Origin of the sequence: Shewanella decolorationis S12, from assembly GCF_000485795.1 — a bacterium.
Taxonomy (GTDB): domain Bacteria; phylum Pseudomonadota; class Gammaproteobacteria; order Enterobacterales; family Shewanellaceae; genus Shewanella; species Shewanella decolorationis.
On sequence record NZ_AXZL01000076.1, the window covers coordinates 972,739 to 994,474 of the forward strand.

Below are 21,736 nucleotides of genomic sequence, written 5' to 3' on the forward strand. Positions count from 1 at the left end.
CACTCCTAAGCGCTTGTATTAGCGTAAAAACAGCTTCATCAACATGCGTTGGATAAAAGTGCCATAGGGAGGATGGACAAACTTACCCGTGTTGAAGCGACCTCGACTAAGTACGGTTTTGGCGTGGCTAAAGGTCAGGAATCCTTCCTTGCCGTGGTAATGCCCCATACCCGATGGACCGATTCCGCCAAAGGGGGCATCATCGGCCGCCACATGGAACACGGTTTCGTTGATGCATACACCGCCGGAATGGGTTTGTTTGAGGATTTTTTGTTGGCTCGCTTCATCAAAGCTCATCACATACAGGGCTAAGGGGCGGGCGCGATGGTTCACGTAGCTAATGGCTTCATCTAAGCTATCGTAACCAATCACAGGCAGTAGTGGGCCGAAGATTTCTTCTTGCATCAATAGCATATCTTCAGTGGTGTCGGTAATGAGCTGAGTGGCGAGTTTACGATGCTGGCTATCAATAGCATCATTCGATGCGGAGATGACCTTAGCGCCTTTAGCCTTGGCATCCTCAAGCACGGTTAGCAAACGCTCAAACTGACGGGCATTAATAATGCTGCCGTAATCTTTGTTGTGACTAATCGCGCCGTACATGGCTTGGAATTTCGTCTGATAGGCTTGGATAAATTCTGCCACTTTCGCCTTAGGGCAAAGCACATAGTCAGGTGCTACGCAGATTTGTCCTGCATTCAAACATTTACCATAAATCATTCGTTCTACTGCTATCTCAAGTGGCATATCGGGGGCGATAATCACTGGCGACTTACCGCCCAGTTCGAGAGTCACAGGCGTAAGATTATTGGCGGCGGCGCGCATTACATGGCGGCCGACAGTGGTTGATCCGGTAAACAGTAGATGATCGAAGGGTAGGGCTGAAAACTGCGCCGCGACATCGGCTTCCCCTTCGACCACGGCAACATGGGATTCCTCAAACACTTCGGCGAGCAATTGCTTGATGACGCTGTTGGTCGCGGGGGTAAATTCCGAAAGTTTGAGCATGGCGTGATTGCCTGCTGCAATGGCCGTGACTAATGGTCCGATGGAGAGCATGACGGGGAAGTTCCAAGGTACGATTATCCCAATCACCCCGAGCGGCTGATAATGCACTTTTACTTGGGCGGGGGCGAGTAGGATGCCCGCATGACGGCGGCTTGGCTTGAGCCATTTCTTCAGGTTTTTCAGGCTGTAATTAATGTTATTGACCACGGGCATAATGTCGGAAATCAAGCTGTCGTCGACCGATCTGTGGCCATAATCCTGTGATAGAGCCTCGACGAGCGGCTGTTGGAATTTCAGTAAGGCGGCTTTAAGGCGGATTAAGCGTTCTTTACGGATGGCGTAATCGGGATTGGGGGCTGCCAAGTAACTTGCACGTTGGCGCTGGAGTAACTCGGTGAGTGGCGAGATTTTTGTTAGGTCTGTTGCCATATTCATAGTGATCCCTCGGGTGCAAGCCTTAAACTTTGGAAGTGATTTGTGGTGTAAAAAACAAACCGACTGATTAGTCGGTTTATCCTAGCTAACTGTGTGAGCATTCGCAAGTGTTCTGGTGTATTTTTGAGCAAGATCACGGCCCTGAGAAGGTATAAATTTTACACTCAAAAGGTAGTTTGTTAGACAAGGAGTGAGTATGACTTTGTTAAAGCATGGAATTTCTGTTGGCATTGAGCGTTATGGTGAGGATGATTTTTTTGTCGCCTTTAAAGCCATTGGTACCTTAACTCATCAAGATTATGAGGTGATGGTACCTGTGCTCGAAGCCGCGTTAGCTGGGGTGAAAGATCCCGATATTTATGCCTTAGTCGATGTGACTGAGCTTGAAGGTTGGGAACTTCAAGCCGCTTGGGACGATCTAAAACTAGGGGTTAAGCATGTTCGCCACTTTGAGCGGATTGCCATTGTCGGCAAAACGACGCTACAGGAGGTGATGGCAAAGTTGGCAAACTGGTTTACTCCGGCCGAGGTTAAGTTTTTTGTCGATAAACTGGATGCCATTACTTGGCTCAAAGATGAACTTAGCGATGACTAGCCATTAAGGAGAACAGATTATGCGTTCAGGTCAAATACTCTGGCCCACAGATTTTTCGGAAACTGCGGCCCATGCGCTACGTTATGCCATCGAAATGGCAAATTTATACCATGTTGGGCTAAAGATTTTACATGTTGTAGAGCAACCAATCGGTGACGAGAACTACATGATCCTAGCGATCACGCCCGAGGAACTCGCTAAGAGTATGGAAGAAGCCGCTGCAACCAAAATGCAGGCTTTACTTGAGGGCCTCAAAACCGAATTACCTATTACCACCCTGATTCGCCGTGGCGATCCCGTCGATCAAATTCTGGAAGAGGCGAATGGTAAGGATGTGGGTATGGTGGTGATTGCTAGTCATGGTAGAACTGGACTCTCGCACTTTTTACACACCAATGTCGCTGAAGCTGTCGCCAATGGCGCTAAATGTCCTGTATTAGTGGTTAAATAGCGAGTAAAACGCTTAGAAGAGGGCGCTTAGGCGCCCTTTGTTTTTGATTGCTAAAGCATAATTAATTTTGTGGCCTAGCTGTTTGTCCCAAATTACTGCGATAAAATACAGATTATCAGCAATGCCATTTGCCCCTATATTGGGCACAACAACCTAAGTGATGGATAAGATTATGCGTACTCAAGAAGTGTTATGCCCAACCGATTTTTCGGCAACTGCCGCCCATGCGCTAAAGTATGCGGTTGAAATGGCAAATCTTTATCAAGTAGATATCCGTTTGCTACATGTGGTCAGCCCTGCTAGAAGTGCTCACTTTTATGGTGTGGCAGTGGAGACTCCCGCGTCATTAGAGCAAAAGCTGGCCGAATTTGTTGCGGAGAAAATGCAAAGTCTACAGCAGGATATGCAGCAGGGATTGAAGTCTGGTCTGAGTATCAAATGCATTGTTCGCCACGGTGAGGCGAGTGAGGAAATTCTTGCTGAAGCCGCTGATGTGGGGATGGTGGTCATTGCCAGCCATGGCAGCAGTGGGTTAATGGATTTTTTAAAGCCTCATGTAAGTCAAGATGTTGTTAGGTTAGCTAAATGCCCGGTATTAGTTGTTAAGAGCTTACCACCTATAAAGGATCTTTCTTGAGTATTGACTGATCTACAACGCTGCTTGAGGCTTCAGCCTCTCCCTCAAGGGACATTAATCGCCGATACTTTTCTTGCAATGCGCTGAGTGTCCCGTCTTCACTTATTTGTTTTAAGCCAAGGTTAAAGTCATCTCGGATTTGCTCACTCAGAAAAGCAAATTTGTATTCCGTCGGTTGAAAAATACGATGACATATAGCCACTTGCTTCGCTTCTACTTCGGTTAATTTGCCCTCAATAAGCGCCTGCCTTAGATAGTAGGAGAATATATTTTTATCCATAACCACGACATCGGCTCTGTGTTTCATCAGCATATACACCTGCTGAATCTGACGAGCTTGCTCTTGATAGCTTGGATTGGATTTGATCATTTGGCTAAATTCATCGCCTAACAAGCTTGAGGCACGTTGAAAAGCAACGATCTTTTTATCAGCTAAATCTTTAATATTATTAATGTTAAAGTGGTTTTTCTCTAAGCTGATAGCGCAATTTTGATACCGAATTGCCACATTAGAGTAAAACACTTTATCGACCATACCTTCCTTAACGTTGATTATGCCATCGAGTTTTCCTTCTTTTAATTCATGGAAGGTTCGCGCTAGGGGTAAATACTCAATATTGGCTGTATGACCTTTTACAGCAAGTGCTTGATATAGAAGTTCAAGTTCTAATCCGCTATTTGATTCTTGGATAACATAAGGAGGGATAGAGAGGCTGACGCCGATTTTAAGTTCTTCTGCGGCTGAAAATTGGGGATTCAATAACGCAATCATTCCTATCAATTGATAGCGAATGGGGGTTATTTTGGAGAAGCTGCAATAACGATTAGCTTGTTTCATCACTGTATAACCTTCACCATCCGCCATCTGATTATATCGCTGGTCATTCCTTGACCTCATGCAATAAGTGTAGTTTGCCAATCGATTATTTTAGGGATTTTATTTAAATAAATGCTCGTTCATTGCTAAAAAGATGACCCAGGTTGGCTTAAAAAGGCGATCTCTTCTGCGGTAGATTCTCTGCCTAATATCTTGTTTCTATGTGGGTAACGACCAAATCTGTCGATAATCTCCTTGTGCCTCAGTTCAAATGCTAAATTGGCGATGGCCGCTTCTCGGTTGAACAATTTCACTGCAACTTGGTGAATAAGCGGCGACTCGCTATGCATGTAGGGCATAAATAAAAAGGGCACTTGTTTTGGCTTAAGTGCTTGGTCAACCTGCTGGGCGACGGCCTCTTGGGCAAGGACGAGGGCGATGGCATCGGCCTCAAACGCGGCGGGCGTATCGCGATAAATATTTCGGGAGAATTGATCCAGCACTATGATTTCGGCTAACCGACCTTGAGGTGTAACGCGCCAATCGGCAAGTTCACCCCGTTTGGCTTGTTTTAATAAGTCTTCAAAGCGGAACTGAATTAAGGCATCAAATTCAGGGTCTTTTATCCACCAAGACTTAGGTGAGATTTCCTCAAACCAGAAATGTAGCACTTGCTCAGCGGTAATCATTTGGCTCATTACTTGCTCCCATCAATTGACTCCTTTTAGAAATAACAGCGATGGGGGGATAAACACAAGTCAATGGAGTAAATTTGTCCACTATTGGCGGGTGTAGCCCCGTAAACCCTGCCTAATAATTTGTACTGAGGCTATTTCTTATTCACTGAATATCAAGTAGTTTTATAGACTCTTGATCAATTTTTGGATCCTTCCTCTATGCCCCTAGAAGCCGCAGCCACTCAATCGATGTCGAAACAGCATAAGGCATTTTTGCGTAAGTTATATTTAGCGCATTTAATGGATGATGATCGGCATAACCTTTTATCGCTCAATAAGTTAACTGGAATGCCGCGGCGCACGTTGCAGGATTCTATCGTCGCATTTGAAGATATAGGGATTCGAGTCGAGTTTGTGCAGGACGGCAGCCGTAACAATGCGGGTTATTATCGTATCGTCACCTGGGGGCCAATCAGCAGCGCTTGGGTTGATACCCATGTCGATGAAATTGCTGCAATCATTGGTGTTAATGCCTCGAGTGAAGCGTTGGTGTGAAAGAGCGCGGATTTTGGTTCGACACTGAGCCTCAGTTAAATCAGCGAGCCGTTTTACCCCCCTTAGAGCAGGATATCACCGCCGATGTTGCCATTATCGGTGCGGGGTATTCCGGGCTTTGGACGGCTTATTATCTAAAGCAATACCAGCCAAATCTGTCTGTGGTTATCCTTGAGGCCGAACGCATTGGCCAAGGTGCATCCGGCCGCAATGGTGGTTGGTTGATGGGCAGTTTCAGTGGTGATGTCGCCTATCTTAATCGGCTTCAAGGCGAGCAGCGCCTTACCGCTAAAGCCATTATTCAAGCAACCATTTCTGAAGTTGCTGAAGTTTGCGCAAAGCATCATATCGACTGTGATTTACACCATGGCGGTAACTTGCGGGTGGCGGCGCGTTATCCCGAGCAACTCGCCAATATTAAAGCCGAACTGGCGCAGTGGCGCGTAGATGGCTTTGGTGAAGAAGATATACGTTGGCTGGATAAGCTCGAGCTCGATAAGCAAGTGTCTATGGCCGAGGGCCAAGCGGCACTTTTTACCCCCCATTGCGCGCGAATACATCCGGCGAAACTCGTCTGCGGTTTGGCTGACCTAGTGCAAGGCTTAGGGGTGAAGATCTACGAGCACACGCCTGTAAATCACATGGCGCATCTTAGCGATGCACAAACCCAATTACAGACGCCGCAAGGAAATGTTCGTGCGGCGATTGTGGTGCCCGCAGTGGAAGGTTATCTACGTCAGCTCAGTGGACTTGGGCGATTCACCTTACCCGTGCAGAGCTTACTTATCGCCACCGAGCCGTTAACGGACACCACATGGGATGCAATTGGCTTAGCCAATCGCGCGACCTTTAGTGATGCTAGCCGTATAGTGACTTATGGCCAGCGTAGCGCTGATAATCGGCTGATATTTGGTGCCCGTGGCGGCTATGGCTTTGGCGCGAAAATACGCACCGAATTTGGTTTTGACCCTAAACTTTTTAATGGGAAATTTCCTGTAAATCAAAGCCCACCTCAGTGTGCTTTCGAGGGCGAATTTGGCTTTCGTTATCAATTATTGTTGGCGTTATTTCCTCAACTTAAGGGCGTACAAATTACCCATGGTTGGGGCGGTACTTTAGCCTTGGCGAGGCGCTTCGCTCCCCATGCCATTTTTGATAAGAGTCTCGGTTTAGGCCTGATTGGCGGCTATGGCGGGGAAGGTGTCGGGGCGGCAAACCTATTTGCCCGCACGCTGGTGGACTTGATATTAGGGCGTGATACACAGCTTGCGACCATGCCTTGGGCGTTTAATGCTCCAGTTCAACAGGTATTAGGACCCTGGGAGCGCGAGCCTTTGCCGTGGCTCGCTTACCATGGCATGAACAAGATTTTTACCTGGGAAGATAGGCTCTACAGTCAGCCAAAGAGTGCGGCTTGGCAAAAATGCTTAGCTAAGCGGCTTGCGAATCGATTAGAAGGTTTAATGAGTTAATCCGTCAGTTAATCAGCCTATTACCGATTCATCTTTTCATACAAGATAACTACTTTGATGATCCGAATATGTTAACCGAACAGTTTTTTCTACAGGGCCGCCTTAAGCTTGAAACCATTCCCCATGAAATGCGCATGTCCCATTGGGTGTATGCGCCTCGATTAACCGACATGCAAAGTGGGCAAGTGCTGCTCGACCTTGTCGGTCAATGCTGGGATTGTCAGTTTGCGATTGAGCGGGACAATACGTTCTGTCTAACACTCGATGGCTACCCCGACAGAGCCAACTGGTTTGAGTTGGCCTTTTTGCCCGAGACAGGGCGAGTCCAGCTAAAGGCTAGCAATATCAATGCTAAGGCGCTTACTGCGCAAACATTTCTGCCGCAGGAGCTTGCCAGCTACCTTGATACCTTACGCGTTAATCCCCTTCGTTAAAGAAAGATATAGGCTCCAAAGCCAAGCCAGCTAAGGAGTAACAGGACGATTGCAGCCCAAGCGATAGGAGTAAATTGAGTCTGCGGCAGCGAAAAATCTTCGCCGTCATCCATCTCGTCGGCTGCGTTCGCTTGTTGGTTTCTTGCCCTGAGTTGTTGTTTTCTCAGTTTATCGCGCTCACGTGCCTTGGCTTTTTGGCGTTTTTTGTATTCGGCAATGCCTTTTTCAATCCCTTGCGCGATAAGTTTGGTCTGTTCCTTCGTTTGCCCGGGTTTTTGCGTGGCTTTGGCAATACTTAAGGCGTCTTGCTGCGTTTCTGTGGAAATAGTGTTTTTCATCTGCTCAATGTACTGGCGATATCGATTGGCCCGATTATACCCTCAACTTTAAGTGAAAAAGCTTTGCGAGTTTGATTTTGGATCAAAAAATCAATGGGTAACCGCCCTGTGGTGCAGGAATAAACTCAGGTTCATAATCCCACACCTGTCGAATTATCTCGGCCGATAAAGCTTCCTTTGCCGAGCCTTCACTGACGATTTCCCCTTGCTTGAGGACGATAACCCTGTCGCTGTAACGGGCGGCCTGATTGAGATCGTGTAGTACCACAATCACAGTGTAGGCGTGTTTGTGGGCTAGATTTTTTGCCAGCGCTAATACCTTATGTTGCTGCGCCAGATCTAGTGCCGAGGTGGGTTCGTCGAGCAGTAAAATCGGCGGGAAGGGGGATTGGCTCAACTGAGTTAATACCCGCGCCAGTTGCACCCTTTGTTTTTCGCCACCCGAAAGGGTGGGGTAGCTACGCTGCGCCAAGTGCACTATCTCCACCTCAGAGAGCCATTTTGTGACTAACTGCTGTCCCTCTTTTTGACTCAAGGTTAACGGATAAAGCCCCATGGCGACCACTTCATGCACCTTAAAGGGAAAGGTTAAACTCGCGTGCTGCGGCAACACCGCGAGCGATTTTGCCAGTTCAGCCCTTGGCCAATCGACAAGCGGGCAGTGCCCAAGCCGGATGCTGCCGCGCGCGGCGGGGATCTCTTGGCACAGTGCCTTTAAAAGTGTGGACTTACCCGCGCCATTCGGTCCTAACAGTGCGGTGACACTGCCCGGTTGAAATTGCACACTAATGTCTTTTAACACTGCTTTATCGCCGATAGCGTAGCAAAGTCTATCCACGCTTAATTGGGTACGTTCAAAATGTTGTTTAGCGACGGGCGCAGCCGATAAGCTCATAGCCATGGAGTTCTCGCTTAGATTAATTTGCTGCGTTGTTGCAGTAGTAAAAAGATAAAGAATGGTGCGCCGATGAGCGCTGTCACTAAGCCAACGGGGAGTTCCGCTGGGGGTAAAAAGGCGCGCGCACCGATATCGGCAAGTGCTAACAAGGCCGCACCTAGCTGGGCACTCATCGGGAGGAGGCGCTGATGATCTGGCCCTAGCAACATACGCACTAAATGTGGCACTACTAAGCCAATAAAACCGATAATGCCCGTTGCCGCAACACTGACGCCGACCCCTAAGGCGCAGAGTAGTATGAGTCTCAGCTTGAGTGAATCAACATCAATGCCTAAATGCCTGGCCTCGGCCTCACCGAGCAATAGGGCATTAAGCGCCTTAGCATCACGATTAAATTGCCAACTCAGCAGGGCTAACACCACTAAACACAAGCCCACATATTGCCATTGTGCGCCGGCAATACTGCCCATTTGCCACAGGGTTAAGTCCCTGAGCGCCATATCATTGGCTAAATAGGTCAGTACGCCAATTCCTGCCCCTGCGAGTGCTGCAACGGCGACGCCAGATAAGAGCAATAACACGACCGATGTGCCTAAAGCGTTGCTGGCAAGACGATAGACGATAAGGGTGGTGATTAAACCAGAGACAAAAGCACTGACAGAAATCATGACCGATTCGGCGTGAGGGAACAGTACTATGCAGATGGCCGCACCTAATGCCGCGCCGGATGACACGCCAATAATCCCAGGATCTGCCAAGGGGTTACGAAACAACCCCTGCATCACTGCACCGCATTGGGCCAGCATAGCCCCAACGGCAAGGGCCAATAAGGTACGAGGCAAGCGGACATTGCTGACAACCAGTTGCTCGTGGGGAGCAAGGTTGCCAATATTTTGCTCCGTGGCCCAGTTAAACACCGCACTGAGGGAGTCGATAAGGCTGATATTCACTGGCCCGACACTGACGGAAAGTAAGCTGCTGAGGATAAGCAGCGTTGCCATAGTGGGCCATAGCCAGCGATGTTGTAACATACTCATCGGCCCCACAACTTATTGATCTTGCTTGAGCAAAGTGGCTGCTAAGGCTTCAGCCGCACCGATAGCGCTAATGCCTAACCCGCCGAGTAAGGCTTGTGGGGCAAGGGTTTGGATATGGCCATTTTTGCCCGCGGGAGTGTGGGCGAGTAATGGCATTTCCTTCAGTAGTGCTTGCGCGGTTTGTTCATCCGTTTGTGCATCGCTCTGCTCGCTGCGCTTAGAGAGTAAAATTACATCGGGCTGGAGTGAGAGTATGCCTTCTTGAGAGAGACTCTTATAACCTTCAAAGTCGGCAATATTCTTCGCCCCCGAGAGCGCGATAATGGTATCGGCCGCAGTGCCTTTACCGCCGACACGGGCGCCGCGTCCTTCCTGTAATAACATAAATAGGATTTTCGGCTGGGTCTGTTGCTGGCTCAATTGCTGTTGCTGTTTATTTAGCCCTTCAAGTCTTTGATGTAAATCTTGTTTTAACTTTATCGCTTGGTCTGTGCGTTTCAGTAGCTGAGCGAGGGTATCAATATTCGTCATCAGCTGTTTCTCATCGGCACTTGAGGGTAACTTCACCACCTCAATCTTGGCCTGTTTGAGCACATTGAGTGTGGTTTCTGGCCCCATTACCTCAGAGCCGACAACTAGAGTTGGCGACAATGCCATAATGCCTTCAGCCGACAACATTCTGTGATACCCCAGTTTGGCAATTGACGCTAAATGCTCTGGAAGATAGCTGGTGGAGTCCACTGCAACCAGCTCGTCAGCTGCATCGAGGGCAAGCACCAACTCAGTCACCCCAGCGCCCGCGCTAACCAGTTTGGTCTCCTGCGATAAGGCATTAGTCGAGAATAAGGCCGCGAACGAGGAGAGAGTGAGCGCCTGGAAAAATAGCCGCCATGGATTGGCTGATTTATTGGCATAACGATTGGCTTTAAACAACATGGGTAAACTCCTACTTCATCTGTGTGCAAGGTGGGCAAAGGCCACTACCAAGGGAAATGGTTTCGTAAATGTTCTGCTTTAATCTAAGCGATTAATGTTCCATCAAAATCTGCGTCTGGCTGATGGCATTGCCCTGCAAGAGTGCTAACAGCTGCATTAAAGGTTCTACCGGCGCGGCTTTATCCGCCGCGATAACAATACTGGCCTGAGGATGACGTTTTAGTCGTTCTTCAAATGCCGAACTGAAGGCGTTTAACTCGGAATAGGCCTCGCCGTTTAGCGCCCAATGGGGAGCCTTTGCCATGATGTTGATAGCGATAGATTCTTTCGGTTCGACGGCCGTGATGGCGCTGCTTGGGCTTTGGGGCACTTCCACGGGTAAACTCATCAAACGGCTATTGGCGGTCAGTAATAGAAACACTAAGACGATAAAAATGATGTCTATCAACGCCGTAAGATCGATGCTCGGAAGGGGCTCTAAGGCCGAGATCCCCGCTTGAGGTAATGAGGCTCTATCGGCACTGATCATGGCTGTGACTCGAGTTGAGTGTTTGAGGCGGGTTTAGCACGATTAACGTCGGCAAAAGCCTGATAGTGATTCTGCTCGAGGGCGATATGTTCAACCCCAGATAGCCACAAATTGAGTTGATTCAATACATGACTTACTTTTACGCACTGACTATGGGCCCAGATCCCAAACAGATGTGCGGCAGTAATGGTCGGCACCGCGATAATCAGACCCGCTGCAGTGGTATTCATCGCCAGTCCAAGCCCGGCACTGAGCTGTGATGGAGTGACGGGGCCTTGGGATTGCCCTAACTGGGCGAACATCTCAATCAGCCCCAGTACTGTCCCCAATAACCCCAGTAGCGGGCTAATAATCCCAATCACTTGCAGTAACTTGAGGCCCGCTTGTAAGTCCCTTTGCTGCTTGTTCAGCCACAGGCTGAGTAATTCTTCCCTGAGCTGCTTTGGTTTATCTGCTTGTTTTAGCAGTATATTGGCGCCTCTGGTCAGTAAGTCCTGCTGACGACTCGTACTCTCGATGAGTGCTTGAATAGTTTCACTGCTGGCCTTGGCATCGGATTGACGCAGCGCTTTGACCCAAGCCTGCTTTTTGGGCGACATAGATGCAAAGGATTGCTGTAAAAATAAGGCGCTACGTTCGAGGCAAATCATTAACGCGAGAAAAGCGCAGATAAGTAACGGCCAAGTCAGGGCGCCGAGTTGAGCCTGTAGAGTGGAAAAGTCAGTCATGGGTATTAAGACTCTTAGGTTAAATTCGTTATTAAACAAGTAGTTATTAAGCTGGCAGCAAACGTTAAAATGTTACGGTTAGGGACGTTCAATTTAAGGCGAACCGAATAGGTACTCTCACCTTGTAATGGCTGGCCAGTTTGTTGGTGGGGGCTTGAAACTCCCAGGTCTCAACCGCCTCTAATGCCGCTTGATCTAATAGTCCAACCCCCGAGCTTTTTACTAAGGTGAGGGCCAGTTGTTGTCCAAATTCGTTAAACATCACTTCTACAGTCGCCGTGCCTTCAAGCCCTTTTTTACGTGCCATACGTGGGTAAGTAGGTTGCGGCGGTTTACTGGCAAAAGTTGGTGTTGCTAGCTCGATAACCTCGGGAGTAGCTTTGATGTTCTTGCTGGTACTTGTGGGCGTCACATCGCTGCTGTTAATGGCGGCATTATCTTGAGTCTTGATTTCTGCCATTTGCGACAACACTTGGTCAGAAGATTTTGTTATCTCTCCAGTTTCTTTCTGATGTTGTGTATTTGCGGCCATAAGAGGCTTTGCTGTTGTTGCATCGGCCTTAGAGGATGTGTTCGGCGTTGGCTTGTTCTGCACTGCGGATTGAATCGTTCGTGGCTTATCTGTGGTTGGTGCGGGTGCTTGCCTTGCTATTTCAGCTATTGGCGTATCAGTGAGTGCTGGCGCCGTTTGGGGCTTACTAGTATTAGACACATGCGTCGAGGTCGCATCTACGGGAATCGTTTTCGCTGGCGTACTTTTTACCGCAGATATGGCCGCTGATTTTTCTGTGGCACGAGGAGCTGCAAAGCTTAAGGTAACCGCTTTATTCGCTTCATTGAATGCGGCCATTTGAGTCGATTCATTGAGACTACTTGGTAATGGCATAGCAGGCTGCGATGCAATCACACCCGTTTGGATTGCAACGGTTAATGCGCCAAAAGCCAGATATCGTTTCGGTGTCACAGCAAGTCTTCCAAGTCCAAAAACAGTCACCCATCAATCAATGCTAATTAAGATACGTCAATATAAATAAGATCGCAAATGATAATGATTTCTATTTGATCAATTTTCCAATCTCAGTTAGAGTGCCTGCAATCACGAAAAGGAATGCTTAAAAATGCAGCAGGTTGGCCTAGGTTAATGGATTAACCACCGACGGCCGATTTTGATTCTAATCGATTAATATTATTGATGATTTGAGGATGTAACCATGCAAAAGAAGCCGTTAGTTATCGCCATTGCGATCGCATTAACGACTACGGCGCTAAGTTTTACGTTAGCGGCTGAAGAAGGTGTGACTGCACTGCAAAAGGAAAAAAAGCCGGGATTAGTCGAGACTGAGTTTGATGAAGTATTAGTCAGCGCGACACGCTTGAGTGAAAAAGTCTCACAAACTAGCCGCAGTATTACCGTTGTAAGTGAAGAGCAGCTCAATGTGGCTCAGGCATCATCGGTTGCCGAAGCGGTAAAAAATGAAGCCAACATCACTTTAACCAATGGTCCAAGAGCGACGTCTCAAGGCGTTGAGATCCGTGGTTTAAGCGGCGATCGCGTATTACAAACCATTGATGGTGCAAGGCAGAATACCAGTTCTGGTCACCGTGGCTCTTACTTTATGGATCCAGAATTACTCAAATCAATTGAGGTGATTCGCGGTCCTGCCAGTAGTCTCTGGGGCAGTGGCGCCATTGGAGGTGTGGTGGCACAGAATACTAAATCGGCTCAAGATTTCTTAGCCCCTAACGAAACCTTTGGTGGCTATCTAAAGCAAGGCTATGACACTAATGGCGACCGCACTAAAACCAGTGCTGCCGTGTATGGCCAACAAGATACTATTGATTGGTTAATCAATGGATCTTACTTTGACTCCAATAATATCAATACGGGTAATGACGAAACCTTAACGAACAGTGCTTCTTTGGGGAGCAGTGGTTTGGCTAAGTTTGGATGGCAAGCCGATGAGGCTTCACGCTTAGAGTTATCGGCAAGAGTTAACAAGATTAATGAACTCGTGCCGAGTAATCCTTCCGCTGCGGTGAGCAGTTCAGTGCCTTTAGTGCGCCGCAAAACGGACGATCAAAACGTTACCCTTAATTACAGCTTGGCGCCGGCAAATAATCCGTATTTGGACACTAAAGTGCAGGTCTATTGGAATAGCACTGATTATGACGAAGACCGAGTGACCAAAGGTCAATTCGATAGCACCGAATACCGCACCATTGGCATCAATCTCAACAACAGTTCGCAACTTGGTAATACTAAGCTGACCTATGGTGTCGATGGTTATCGCGATACCCTTAAAACCGTTAGAGACGACAAAGGTCAAGTGGGGCAACGTCCAGCGGATATCGATGGTGAGACCACAGTGTGGGGCGCCTTTAGCCGTGCCGATATTCAATTGACGCAAACCGTCAATCTCGACGCCGCCTTACGTTATGACAGCTTCAAAAACGAGAGTCATAACCTCAATGCTTCCGCGGATGACAATGAGTTATCGCCTTCGCTGGGCTTAAGTTGGCAGACTCAGCCGTGGCTGACCTTAAGTGCACGTTATGATCAGGCTTTCCGCGCGCCGACGGTAGAGGAAATGTTTTCTACAGGAACCCATTATTGCATTCCGCCGATCCCCGGTTTTTTACCCCAAGGTTTGTGTAATACCTTTGCGACGAATCCTAACTTAAAGTCTGAAGTCGCCCGCAATAAAGAACTGAAAGCCGATTTTCGTTTCAACGACTTAGCCGGTGATGATGAGCTGGCCTTCACCGTAAACATCTTCCGTAACGATGTGGACGATTTTATCGTGCAGCAAGTTTCCAATCCGTATCGGGGGATACCAGGACTTGAGCAAACCACCTCATGGAACAACGTGGAAGATGCGCAATTAACTGGGTTTGAGCTCAGCGGCCGTTATCGCATTGGGCAAACACGGTTAGCGATGAATTACGGTCAGACCCGAGGTGAAGACCGTAAGACTGGCGACTATATCGAAGGTATGCCCGCTAATAAGTTTAACGTCGACCTCTCCCAAGGCATCATGGAAGGCGATATGAAACTCGGCACCCGAGTGACCTATGTCGCCAGCCAATCCAATATGCCCGAAGGTTATCGCGTGGCTAAGTATGACGACTATACCCTGTGGGATGTGTACCTCGCCTGGGAGCCAGCAATGGGGGCTATGTCAGGCCTGAGAGTCGACTTTGCCATCGAAAATATTGGTGATGAGAAATACCAGCAGGCATGGCAGACCCTGTATCAGCCTGGTCGCAATATGAAGTTGTCAGCACGTTATATGTTCTAGGCCCAGCTTTAGGAGACGCAAATGACACAGACAATCGACACTGAAATTACACACCCGAGCCATCACACTGATGCCGACTCGCAGTCTATGTTAAGGCAGCGCTTTATCAACCAGCCCGATTTAATGCCCGCACAGTTGGCGAGTGAATTAGGGATTGCCGAGCTTGATGTGGTCGCAGCACTGCCGCAAGCGCAGCGGGTGTTTTTACCTTTGACACAAATTGACGAGCTGCTGCAGAGCTTACCCGAGTGGGGACCTCTGACCACGATAGTGATGCTCTCGGGCAGTGTTTTTGAATTTAAAGGTGATTTTCCCCAAGGGAAATTTGCCCATGGATATTACAACCTCTACAGCAAAGGTGATGGCCTTCATGGCCATCTCAAGCTGGATAACATGCGAGCTATCGCGTTAATCAGCAGACCCTTTAGGGGCAGCGAGAGCCATTCGATTAACTTTTTTGGTCCTCAAGGCGAGGTGGTATTCAAAGTTTATTTAGGACGAGACAAGCAAAGAGTGCTTTTTCCTGAGCAAGTTCGCCGTTTTAAAACGCTTGCGAGCACCTTTGCTACTCAATAGTCATCGATATAATTTATTAAGGTATCCAATATGAAGCCTGAAATCTCCGAGCAAGAACAACGTTTAAGGGACAAACTGTTACCCGAAATTGAGGCCTTTAAACAGCAGCGCCATACTTTGCAACTCGCGACAGTCGATACGGGTGGTCAACCCAATGCCAGTTATGCTCCGTTTGCCTTAGCTGACGATGGATTTTACATCTTAGTGAGTGACTTAGCGCGTCACGGCCACAACCTTAAGCAGTCGACAAAAGTGTCTGTCATGCTGGTGGAGGATGAAGCCGAAGCAAAATCCGTATTCGCCCGTAAACGTCTAACTTTCGATGCAATCGCTCAAGCGGTTGAGCGCGATACACCCACATTTAGTAAGGGAGTCAGCCTGTTATCAAAACGCTTTGGCGAAATGTCCGATAATCTCGCGGCATTGACGGATTTTAATCTGTATAAGTTAGCGCCCCATCAGGGATTATATGTGAAAGGTTTTGGCCAGGCCTTTAGTCTGACAGGCAGTGAATTACTCGATGTCAACTGGAAGCGTGATGGCCACCATGGCACACCTAAAGCGCCCGAAGATATGCAAGTAGCTTAAGTCGAGTCTTAATAAATTTCTGTGTCTCACACTTCAGCGCCTTGAGCTTGACCAACTTAAGGCGCAAGCATAAACCCGCTCTCTAGGCGGGTTTATTGTTATATTCCTCAAGGCATTTTGCGTTTATCGTTTGTTATTGCCCGCCTTGCTAATGTCATTTTGTTTATCCTTAAGGCTTTCGGGTATGCTCTGTTGATACTCGCATGTGCTAAGGTTGATGAGCATATAAAGCCTAAGGATATCAATGGTGAACAAATCGCTAACTGAGCCTACAGAATCGAGTACACTTCCCCCACGATCATTATCAGAGTCCACTATGTCTCACAACGCTGCTAATTCTTCGATTCGCCAACGGGCGGTATTGCCCTGGATTTGGCAATTTCTTAAGCCCTATCGCCTGCGGGTGGTAGCGGCGATTGTATTTCTGTTGATTGGTTCCTTGGCCTGGCTATCCCTCGGGCAGGGCGTGCGGTTGATGGTGGACGAAGGTTTTATTAAGGATAACGCCCAGCGCCTCAATGAAATTATTCTGTTGGTGCTGCTGATCACTGCCGTGAGTGGCACTGCGGTATTTTGCCGTTTTTATCTGATGACTTGGCTCGGCGAGCGGGTCAGCGCCGATATAAGGCTGACGGTTTACAATCAACTGCTGAAGTTGTCTCCGGCCTTTTATGCCAAGGTGCGTACCGGTGAGGTGATTTCGCGCTTTACCGCCGACTCTACTCTGCTGCAAACCGTGGTCGGCTCGAGTCTCTCGATGGCGCTGCGCTCAGGTGTGACTGTGATTGGCGGGCTGGCGATGATGGGGATCACTAGCGTGAAGATGACGCTGCTGGTGCTACTGGCCGTGCCTTTGGTGCTGGGGCCTGTCGGTTTCTTTGGTCGAAAAGTGCGAACCTTAGCGCGGGAGAGTCAAGATAGGGTGGCGGATTTGGGAGCTTATGTGGATGAAACCTTACATGAAATTCACACAGTGCAAGCCTATGGCCATGAGGATAAGGATCGCAGTTTGTTCAATGGTCGTGTCGAAGATGTGATGACCGCCGCCAGTGGTCGCATCCGTTACCGCGCCATGTTGATTTCCTCCGTGATGTTTTTAAGTATTGCCGCCATTGCATCTGTGACTTGGGTCGGCGCCCACGATGTGATGTCGGGTAAGATGACGGGTGGTGAACTCTCGGCCTTTATGTTTTATGCCGTGATGGTGGCAGGCGCCGTCGCCACCATTAGTGAAGTCGTTGGTGAAATCCAACGCGCCTCGGGCGCCGCCGAACGCTTAATCGAATTAGCTGAAACTGAAGTCGATATTCCTGCGCCACTGGTACCTAAAACGCTGCCCGCGAAAGTGCGTGGCGAGCTGCAACTGCAACAGCTGAATTTTCATTATCCCGAGCAAACTCAGTTAGTGCTCAGCGATTTAGAGCTAACGATAACAGCGGGTGAGCGGGTAGCCTTGGTCGGGCCGAGTGGTGCCGGCAAGAGTACCTTATTTCAGTTATTGCAGCGGTTTTATGTACCGTCATCGGGTAGCATTCATTTGGATGGGATTGATATTGCTGAGCTTTCACCAAAGGATTTGCGGGCACAGTTTGCGCTTGTGCCGCAGGACTCAGTGATTTTTGCCACCAGTGTGCTGGAGAACGTGCGCTATGGCCGCGTCGATGCCAGCGAGCAGGAGGTGATTGGTGCCTGTATTGCGGCCCGTGCCCATGAGTTTATCAGTGAGTTTAGCGAAGGTTATCAAACCTATTTGGGTGAGCGCGGCGTGCGCTTATCCGGTGGTCAAAAGCAACGTATTGCCATTGCGAGGGCGATTTTAGCCGACAGGCCTATCTTGCTGCTCGATGAGGCGACCAGCGCGCTCGATGCCTTAAGCGAGCAAAAAGTGAAGCAGGCACTGGATGAATTGATGACGGGGAAAACCACGCTTATCATCGCCCATCGCCTCGCCACAGTGATCAATGCGGACCGAATTATCGTGTTCGATAAAGGACGGATTGTCGCCAGTGGTAAGCATCAAACTCTTATACAAACCAATGATCTATATCGCGAGTTTGCCAGTTTGCAGCTGCTCACGGATGAAGTGAGTGCGCTGAGCGAGTAAGGTTTGTATGGACAATGTAATATAAATAAAACCCCAGAGTGTTGCTCTGGGGTTTTGTTTTGGATTTAAGATTGCTCAAACGTCACTGATGTTTGCGTATGCTTAAGCGTGATTTTTGAGTTCTCTGCGCAGAATTTTACCCACGGTACTCTTAGGTAGTTGCGGCATAAATTCAATCAACTTGGGCAGCTTGTAGGCGGTGAGTTGCTCGCGGCAGAAGTTAAGAATGGCGGTTTTCATCTGCTCATGGTCTTGGCTGTCATCTTTTAGCACTACAAAGGCTTTGACCGCTTCTCCCGAGTGTTCATCCTTTACGCCAACCACGGCACATTCAATGATATTCGGATGGCTGGCGAGCACGTTTTCGACCTCATTCGGATAGACGTTAAAGCCGGAGACAATAATCATATCCTTTTTGCGATCAACGATTTGATGGAATCCTTCCTCGTTCAAAATCGCAATATCCCCGGTTTTAAAGAAACCATCGGCCGTCATCACATTGGCCGTTTCTTGGGGATTATTCCAATAACCTAGCATCACTTGTGGTCCGCGGGCGGCGAGTTCACCGGCTTCTCCTTGCGGGACTTCATTGCCGTTTTCGTCTAACAGTTTGACCTCTGTGCCGAGAACGGGCTTACCGATAGTGCCAATCTTTTGATATCCAGGAGCATTAAGTGAAATTACCGGTGAGGTTTCGGATAACCCATAACCTTCACTGATGGTATTGCCCGTGGTTTGCTGCCAGATATTGGCAGCGGCAGCGGTGAGTGCGGTACCACCCGAAATCGTGATTTTTAAATGACTGAAATCCAGCGCCTTAAATTCGGGCTGATGGCACAGGGCGATAAAGAGGGTGTTAAGCCCTGCAAAACCGGTAAAAGGATATTTTGCCAGTGTCTTGATTAAGCCACTAATATCACGGGGATTGGGGATTAATACCGAGCAACCACCACATTCAAAATACAGTACTAAGTTCACCATAAAGGCATAGATATGATAAATCGGCAGTGGCGCGACAAAAATATCTTCCCCTTCGGTGATAACACTGCCAATTCGGGATTTTACCTGCGCCGCATTGGCGAGCATATTACCGTGGGTCAGCATGGCGCCCTTGGAGAGGCCCGTTGTACCACCTGTATATTGCAGCGCCGCTAAATCATTTGCTGCGGGAACAAAACGGCTAAAAGGCAGCTCGGCCCCTTGTTTAAGCACTTGGCAGAATTCGACATTTTTAAGCCCTGTTTTGGGCTGAACTTGTGGGTCGATAAGATCTAACGGGTGGGTCGAAATCACCAATTCAATCGGTGTGGTCGCAACCACTTTGGCGAGGGTTGGCAGCAGATCTGACAGCACTACTAAGGCCTTAGCACCTGAGTCATTAAACTGATGAATAAGCTCTCTTTCGGTGTAGAGCGGGTTAGTGTTAACTAGGATAAGCCCCGCCCGCAGCGCACCATAGGCGGCGATAACGAACTGGGTAATATTGGGTAATTGAATCGCGATCCGATCGCCTGGTTTTAGGTTAGTGTTATTCTGCAAATAGGCGGCAAAATAGCGTGAATCGCGTTCTATATCATTGAAGCTGCTGGTTTTCCCCAAACAAGCATATGCCGTTTTATCACCAAAGCGTTGGCTAGTGCGTTCGATTAAGTCTATGAGTGATGAGTATCTGCCAAGTTCGAGTTGTGAGTCTTGATCGTATGCCATGCCTAACTACCTCAAATAGGTTTATCGTTGTTATTATTTTAAAATCAAACGAGTGTTTAGATTAGAAGGATTCAACCTATAAGGTCAATGTTTATCGATAAATAATTCTAACCTGCCAGATGCTCTATCTTTATGTTAAAAATAGTGTTTTTACTCTATATGAGCGGAGTAGAGTTAAGTCGTTATTAACTTGGGTATATTAGGGTGTGTTGATGTTATAGGGCATTTTTATAGCGATTGGTAGATGAATTGGGGAAGGAAAAGGACCCGTAATGTGGGACATTTTTAAAACCAATAAGACGCTCAATCGATGGCGCCTTATTGGTTGTATAGGGTTAAATGAGAACGTTTAAGCTATGAATTAAGGGCTAAAGAAGCCGGTTTCTTGGCTAACGCTTTGTTCAGGTTTGCTGACATCCGTTACCGAGAATTCGATAATTTTGCGCCCCGTTGGGATTGCATCCTTATCAGCTAATACTGTCACGGGATAATCCGATTGCTCGCCCGGAGCTAGGGTAATGACCGGATCGGCAATTAAACTAAAGGGCACTTCGCTGTTGACCGCGAGTTGATATTGCTTAGTTTGCTGAGTCTTGTTACGGATCTTCAGCTGGTAAGTATTTTCAACTTTGTTATCGGCGGTTTCACGGTATAGGCTTTGCCTGTCGCGGATAACGTTAAGCTGAATTTCACTGCGACTAGAAAGATCTAAACCTATCACAACCAACATAATGACAACGGCGGCGCCGTAACCTAAAAAGCGCGGCGAGCGCCAGTTGGAATGGGCGATACCCTTTAATTCATTTTCGCTGACATAGCTAATTAGATTTTGTTTGTAGTCGAATTTTTGCATGGTTTCATTACAGGCATCGACACAAGCGCCGCAGTTAATACACTCGTATTGGAGGCCTTGGCGAATATCAATCCCCGTCGGGCAGACTTCGACACATATGTTACAGTCAACGCAATCACCGAGTTCAGTCGGTTGTTTGCGTTTACGTGGGCCGCGCGCTTCGCCGCGTGCGGCATCATAGGTGACGGTTTTGGTGTTGGCATCGAACATCACGGCCTGAAAACGCGCATAGGGGCAGCAGTGTAAGCACATTTGCTCGCGCATCCAGCCTGCATTTAAGTAAGTGCAAATCGCGAAAAACCATACCCAGCAGGTCGTCCAAAAGCCGGCGTTGCCGGTAAAAATATCTAAGTAGAGTTCGCGGGCGGGGATGAAATAACCGATAAATCCACAGCCGGTAATTAAGGCGGCTAATCCCCACAGGCCGTGTTTAAGGCTTCTTTTGCCGAGTTTATTGGCTGACCATGGCGCCTTATCGAGCAATTTACGTTTGTTGCTGTTGCCCTCAATTCGGCTCTCGAGCCAGACAAACATAAAAGTCCACGCGGTTTGCGGGCAAAGATAGCCGCACCAGACGCGCCCCCAAAACACTGTGATGAAAAACAATCCAAAGGCGGCGGCAATAAACACCCAAGCGAGTAAGGTGAAATCCTGTGGCCAGAGCGTGAGGCCAAAAAAGAAGAACTGTTGCTGACTCACATCCAGCAATATCGCTTGCCGACCATCAAAGGAAATAAAGGGCAGGGCAAAAAATAGCAGCACTAATAGGCTATTCATCGTGGTTCTCAGGCGCTGAAAATAGCCTTTTTGTTCACGGAAATGAATTTGGCCACTGCTTTTTTGTGCGGACTTATCGTCCGCCTTGATATTTTTTACGGGGATAAATTGCTCGGCAGAGGAGCGCTTGGCGTTCTCACTCTGTAGGGGGTCACTCTTTGGCATAGGTAGTCCTAACGGCTTAAATAAGATTCGGCTCCCTATAGCAAGCGTTAGGCCAAGAGTTTTTTGTTTTAACGTATTGATATTTAATAGTTAAATTAAATGCTGATTTAACGCGTGTCG

22 protein-coding genes are annotated in these 21,736 nt (G+C 48.2%); 10 read left to right on the top strand and 12 right to left on the bottom strand.

From position 1 onward, the window contains the following. Positions 1-18: 18 nt before the first annotated feature. Entirely contained in the window at positions 19-1,443 is a 1,425-nt protein-coding gene (locus SHD_RS21235) for a coniferyl aldehyde dehydrogenase (RefSeq protein WP_023269026.1), read from the bottom strand. 196 nt (positions 1,444-1,639) lie between these two features. On the opposite strand from SHD_RS21235, the gene SHD_RS21240 reads away from it, so the two are divergent. The 3 genes from SHD_RS21240 to SHD_RS21250 all read left to right on the top strand — a co-directional run bounded on the left by SHD_RS21240 (position 1,640) and on the right by SHD_RS21250 (position 3,126). Next, positions 1,640-2,038: a SpoIIAA family protein gene (locus tag SHD_RS21240; RefSeq protein WP_023269027.1), complete on the top strand. Its 399-nt coding sequence runs from the start codon at positions 1,640-1,642 to the stop codon at positions 2,036-2,038. Between the two features lie 19 nt (positions 2,039-2,057). Next, on the top strand, positions 2,058-2,489 hold the full coding sequence (locus SHD_RS21245; RefSeq protein WP_023269028.1) for a universal stress protein: 432 nt from the start codon (positions 2,058-2,060) through the stop codon (positions 2,487-2,489). A gap of 172 nt (positions 2,490-2,661) precedes the next feature. Further along, the gene (locus SHD_RS21250) at positions 2,662-3,126 is read left to right on the top strand and encodes a universal stress protein (protein ID WP_039978902.1); all 465 of its coding nucleotides are present in this window, start codon (positions 2,662-2,664) and stop codon (positions 3,124-3,126) included. On the opposite strand, the gene SHD_RS21255 is transcribed toward SHD_RS21250, so the two are convergent. Further along, a complete protein-coding gene (locus tag SHD_RS21255; protein ID WP_039979003.1) occupies positions 3,107-3,964 on the bottom strand; it encodes a substrate-binding periplasmic protein in 858 nt (285 codons plus the stop codon). The two genes, SHD_RS21250 and SHD_RS21255, sit on opposite strands and share 20 nt — an antisense overlap. Positions 3,965-4,089: 125 nt before the next feature. Further along, the gene (locus SHD_RS21260; protein ID WP_023269031.1) at positions 4,090-4,641 is read right to left on the bottom strand and encodes a DUF924 family protein; all 552 of its coding nucleotides are present in this window, start codon (positions 4,639-4,641) and stop codon (positions 4,090-4,092) included. A 198-nt stretch (positions 4,642-4,839) separates the two neighbouring features. On the opposite strand from SHD_RS21260, the gene SHD_RS21265 reads away from it, so the two are divergent. From SHD_RS21265 to SHD_RS21275, 3 genes are all read left to right on the top strand, one after another. Further along, a complete protein-coding gene (locus SHD_RS21265; protein ID WP_023269032.1) occupies positions 4,840-5,175 on the top strand; it encodes a winged helix-turn-helix domain-containing protein in 336 nt (111 codons plus the stop codon). Beyond that, a complete protein-coding gene (locus tag SHD_RS21270; protein ID WP_023269033.1) occupies positions 5,172-6,647 on the top strand; it encodes an NAD(P)/FAD-dependent oxidoreductase in 1,476 nt (491 codons plus the stop codon). Before SHD_RS21265 ends, SHD_RS21270 begins: the two co-directional genes overlap by 4 nt. A 68-nt stretch (positions 6,648-6,715) precedes the next feature. After that, a complete protein-coding gene (locus SHD_RS21275; protein ID WP_023269034.1) occupies positions 6,716-7,081 on the top strand; it encodes a hypothetical protein in 366 nt (121 codons plus the stop codon). On the opposite strand, the gene SHD_RS21280 is transcribed toward SHD_RS21275, so the two are convergent. The 7 genes from SHD_RS21280 to SHD_RS21310 all read right to left on the bottom strand — a co-directional run bounded on the left by SHD_RS21280 (position 7,078) and on the right by SHD_RS21310 (position 12,511). Continuing rightward, positions 7,078-7,419, bottom strand: a complete 342-nt coding sequence (locus SHD_RS21280; RefSeq protein ID WP_023269035.1) for a DUF2956 domain-containing protein — start codon at positions 7,417-7,419, stop codon at positions 7,078-7,080. The genes SHD_RS21275 and SHD_RS21280 overlap by 4 nt on opposite strands. A gap of 82 nt (positions 7,420-7,501) precedes the next feature. Then, positions 7,502-8,320 (bottom strand): heme ABC transporter ATP-binding protein, encoded by an 819-nt coding sequence (locus SHD_RS21285; RefSeq protein WP_023269036.1) that lies wholly within the window; start codon positions 8,318-8,320, stop codon positions 7,502-7,504. Between the two features lie 11 nt (positions 8,321-8,331). After that, positions 8,332-9,348 carry a FecCD family ABC transporter permease gene (locus SHD_RS21290; protein ID WP_039978904.1) on the bottom strand — a complete coding sequence of 339 codons (1,017 nt, stop codon included), beginning with the start codon at positions 9,346-9,348 and terminating at the stop codon, positions 8,332-8,334. A gap of 18 nt (positions 9,349-9,366) precedes the next feature. Next, a complete protein-coding gene (locus SHD_RS21295) occupies positions 9,367-10,290 on the bottom strand; it encodes a hemin ABC transporter substrate-binding protein (RefSeq protein WP_023269038.1) in 924 nt (307 codons plus the stop codon). Between the two features lie 91 nt (positions 10,291-10,381). Then, the gene (locus tag SHD_RS21300; protein WP_023269039.1) at positions 10,382-10,819 is read right to left on the bottom strand and encodes an ExbD/TolR family protein; all 438 of its coding nucleotides are present in this window, start codon (positions 10,817-10,819) and stop codon (positions 10,382-10,384) included. Next, positions 10,816-11,553: a MotA/TolQ/ExbB proton channel family protein gene (locus SHD_RS21305; RefSeq protein ID WP_039979007.1), complete on the bottom strand. Its 738-nt coding sequence runs from the start codon at positions 11,551-11,553 to the stop codon at positions 10,816-10,818. The genes SHD_RS21300 and SHD_RS21305 overlap by 4 nt, the downstream gene beginning before the upstream one ends. Positions 11,554-11,635: 82 nt before the next feature. Beyond that, positions 11,636-12,511 carry a TonB family protein gene (locus tag SHD_RS21310; RefSeq protein ID WP_039978906.1) on the bottom strand — a complete coding sequence of 292 codons (876 nt, stop codon included), beginning with the start codon at positions 12,509-12,511 and terminating at the stop codon, positions 11,636-11,638. 247 nt (positions 12,512-12,758) lie between these two features. On the opposite strand from SHD_RS21310, the gene SHD_RS21315 reads away from it, so the two are divergent. From SHD_RS21315 to SHD_RS21330, 4 genes are all read left to right on the top strand, one after another. Then, positions 12,759-14,846, top strand: coding sequence for a TonB-dependent hemoglobin/transferrin/lactoferrin family receptor (locus tag SHD_RS21315; protein WP_023269042.1), 2,088 nt, complete (start codon positions 12,759-12,761; stop codon positions 14,844-14,846). Positions 14,847-14,867: 21 nt separating this feature from the next. Then, entirely contained in the window at positions 14,868-15,422 is a 555-nt protein-coding gene (gene hutX, locus SHD_RS21320; RefSeq protein WP_039978908.1) for a heme utilization cystosolic carrier protein HutX, read from the top strand. Between the two features lie 30 nt (positions 15,423-15,452). Then, the gene (gene hutZ, locus SHD_RS21325; protein WP_023269044.1) at positions 15,453-16,010 is read left to right on the top strand and encodes a heme utilization protein HutZ; all 558 of its coding nucleotides are present in this window, start codon (positions 15,453-15,455) and stop codon (positions 16,008-16,010) included. Between the two features lie 316 nt (positions 16,011-16,326). Continuing rightward, positions 16,327-18,114, top strand: coding sequence for an ABC transporter ATP-binding protein/permease (locus SHD_RS21330; RefSeq protein WP_023269045.1), 1,788 nt, complete (start codon positions 16,327-16,329; stop codon positions 18,112-18,114). A gap of 102 nt (positions 18,115-18,216) precedes the next feature. On the opposite strand, the gene SHD_RS21335 is transcribed toward SHD_RS21330, so the two are convergent. Further along, the gene (locus tag SHD_RS21335; RefSeq protein WP_023269046.1) at positions 18,217-19,821 is read right to left on the bottom strand and encodes a long-chain-fatty-acid--CoA ligase; all 1,605 of its coding nucleotides are present in this window, start codon (positions 19,819-19,821) and stop codon (positions 18,217-18,219) included. 361 nt (positions 19,822-20,182) lie between these two features. After that, entirely contained in the window at positions 20,183-21,616 is a 1,434-nt protein-coding gene (gene ccoG, locus SHD_RS21340) for a cytochrome c oxidase accessory protein CcoG (RefSeq protein ID WP_023269047.1), read from the bottom strand. Between the last annotated feature and the right edge of the window lie 120 nt (positions 21,617-21,736).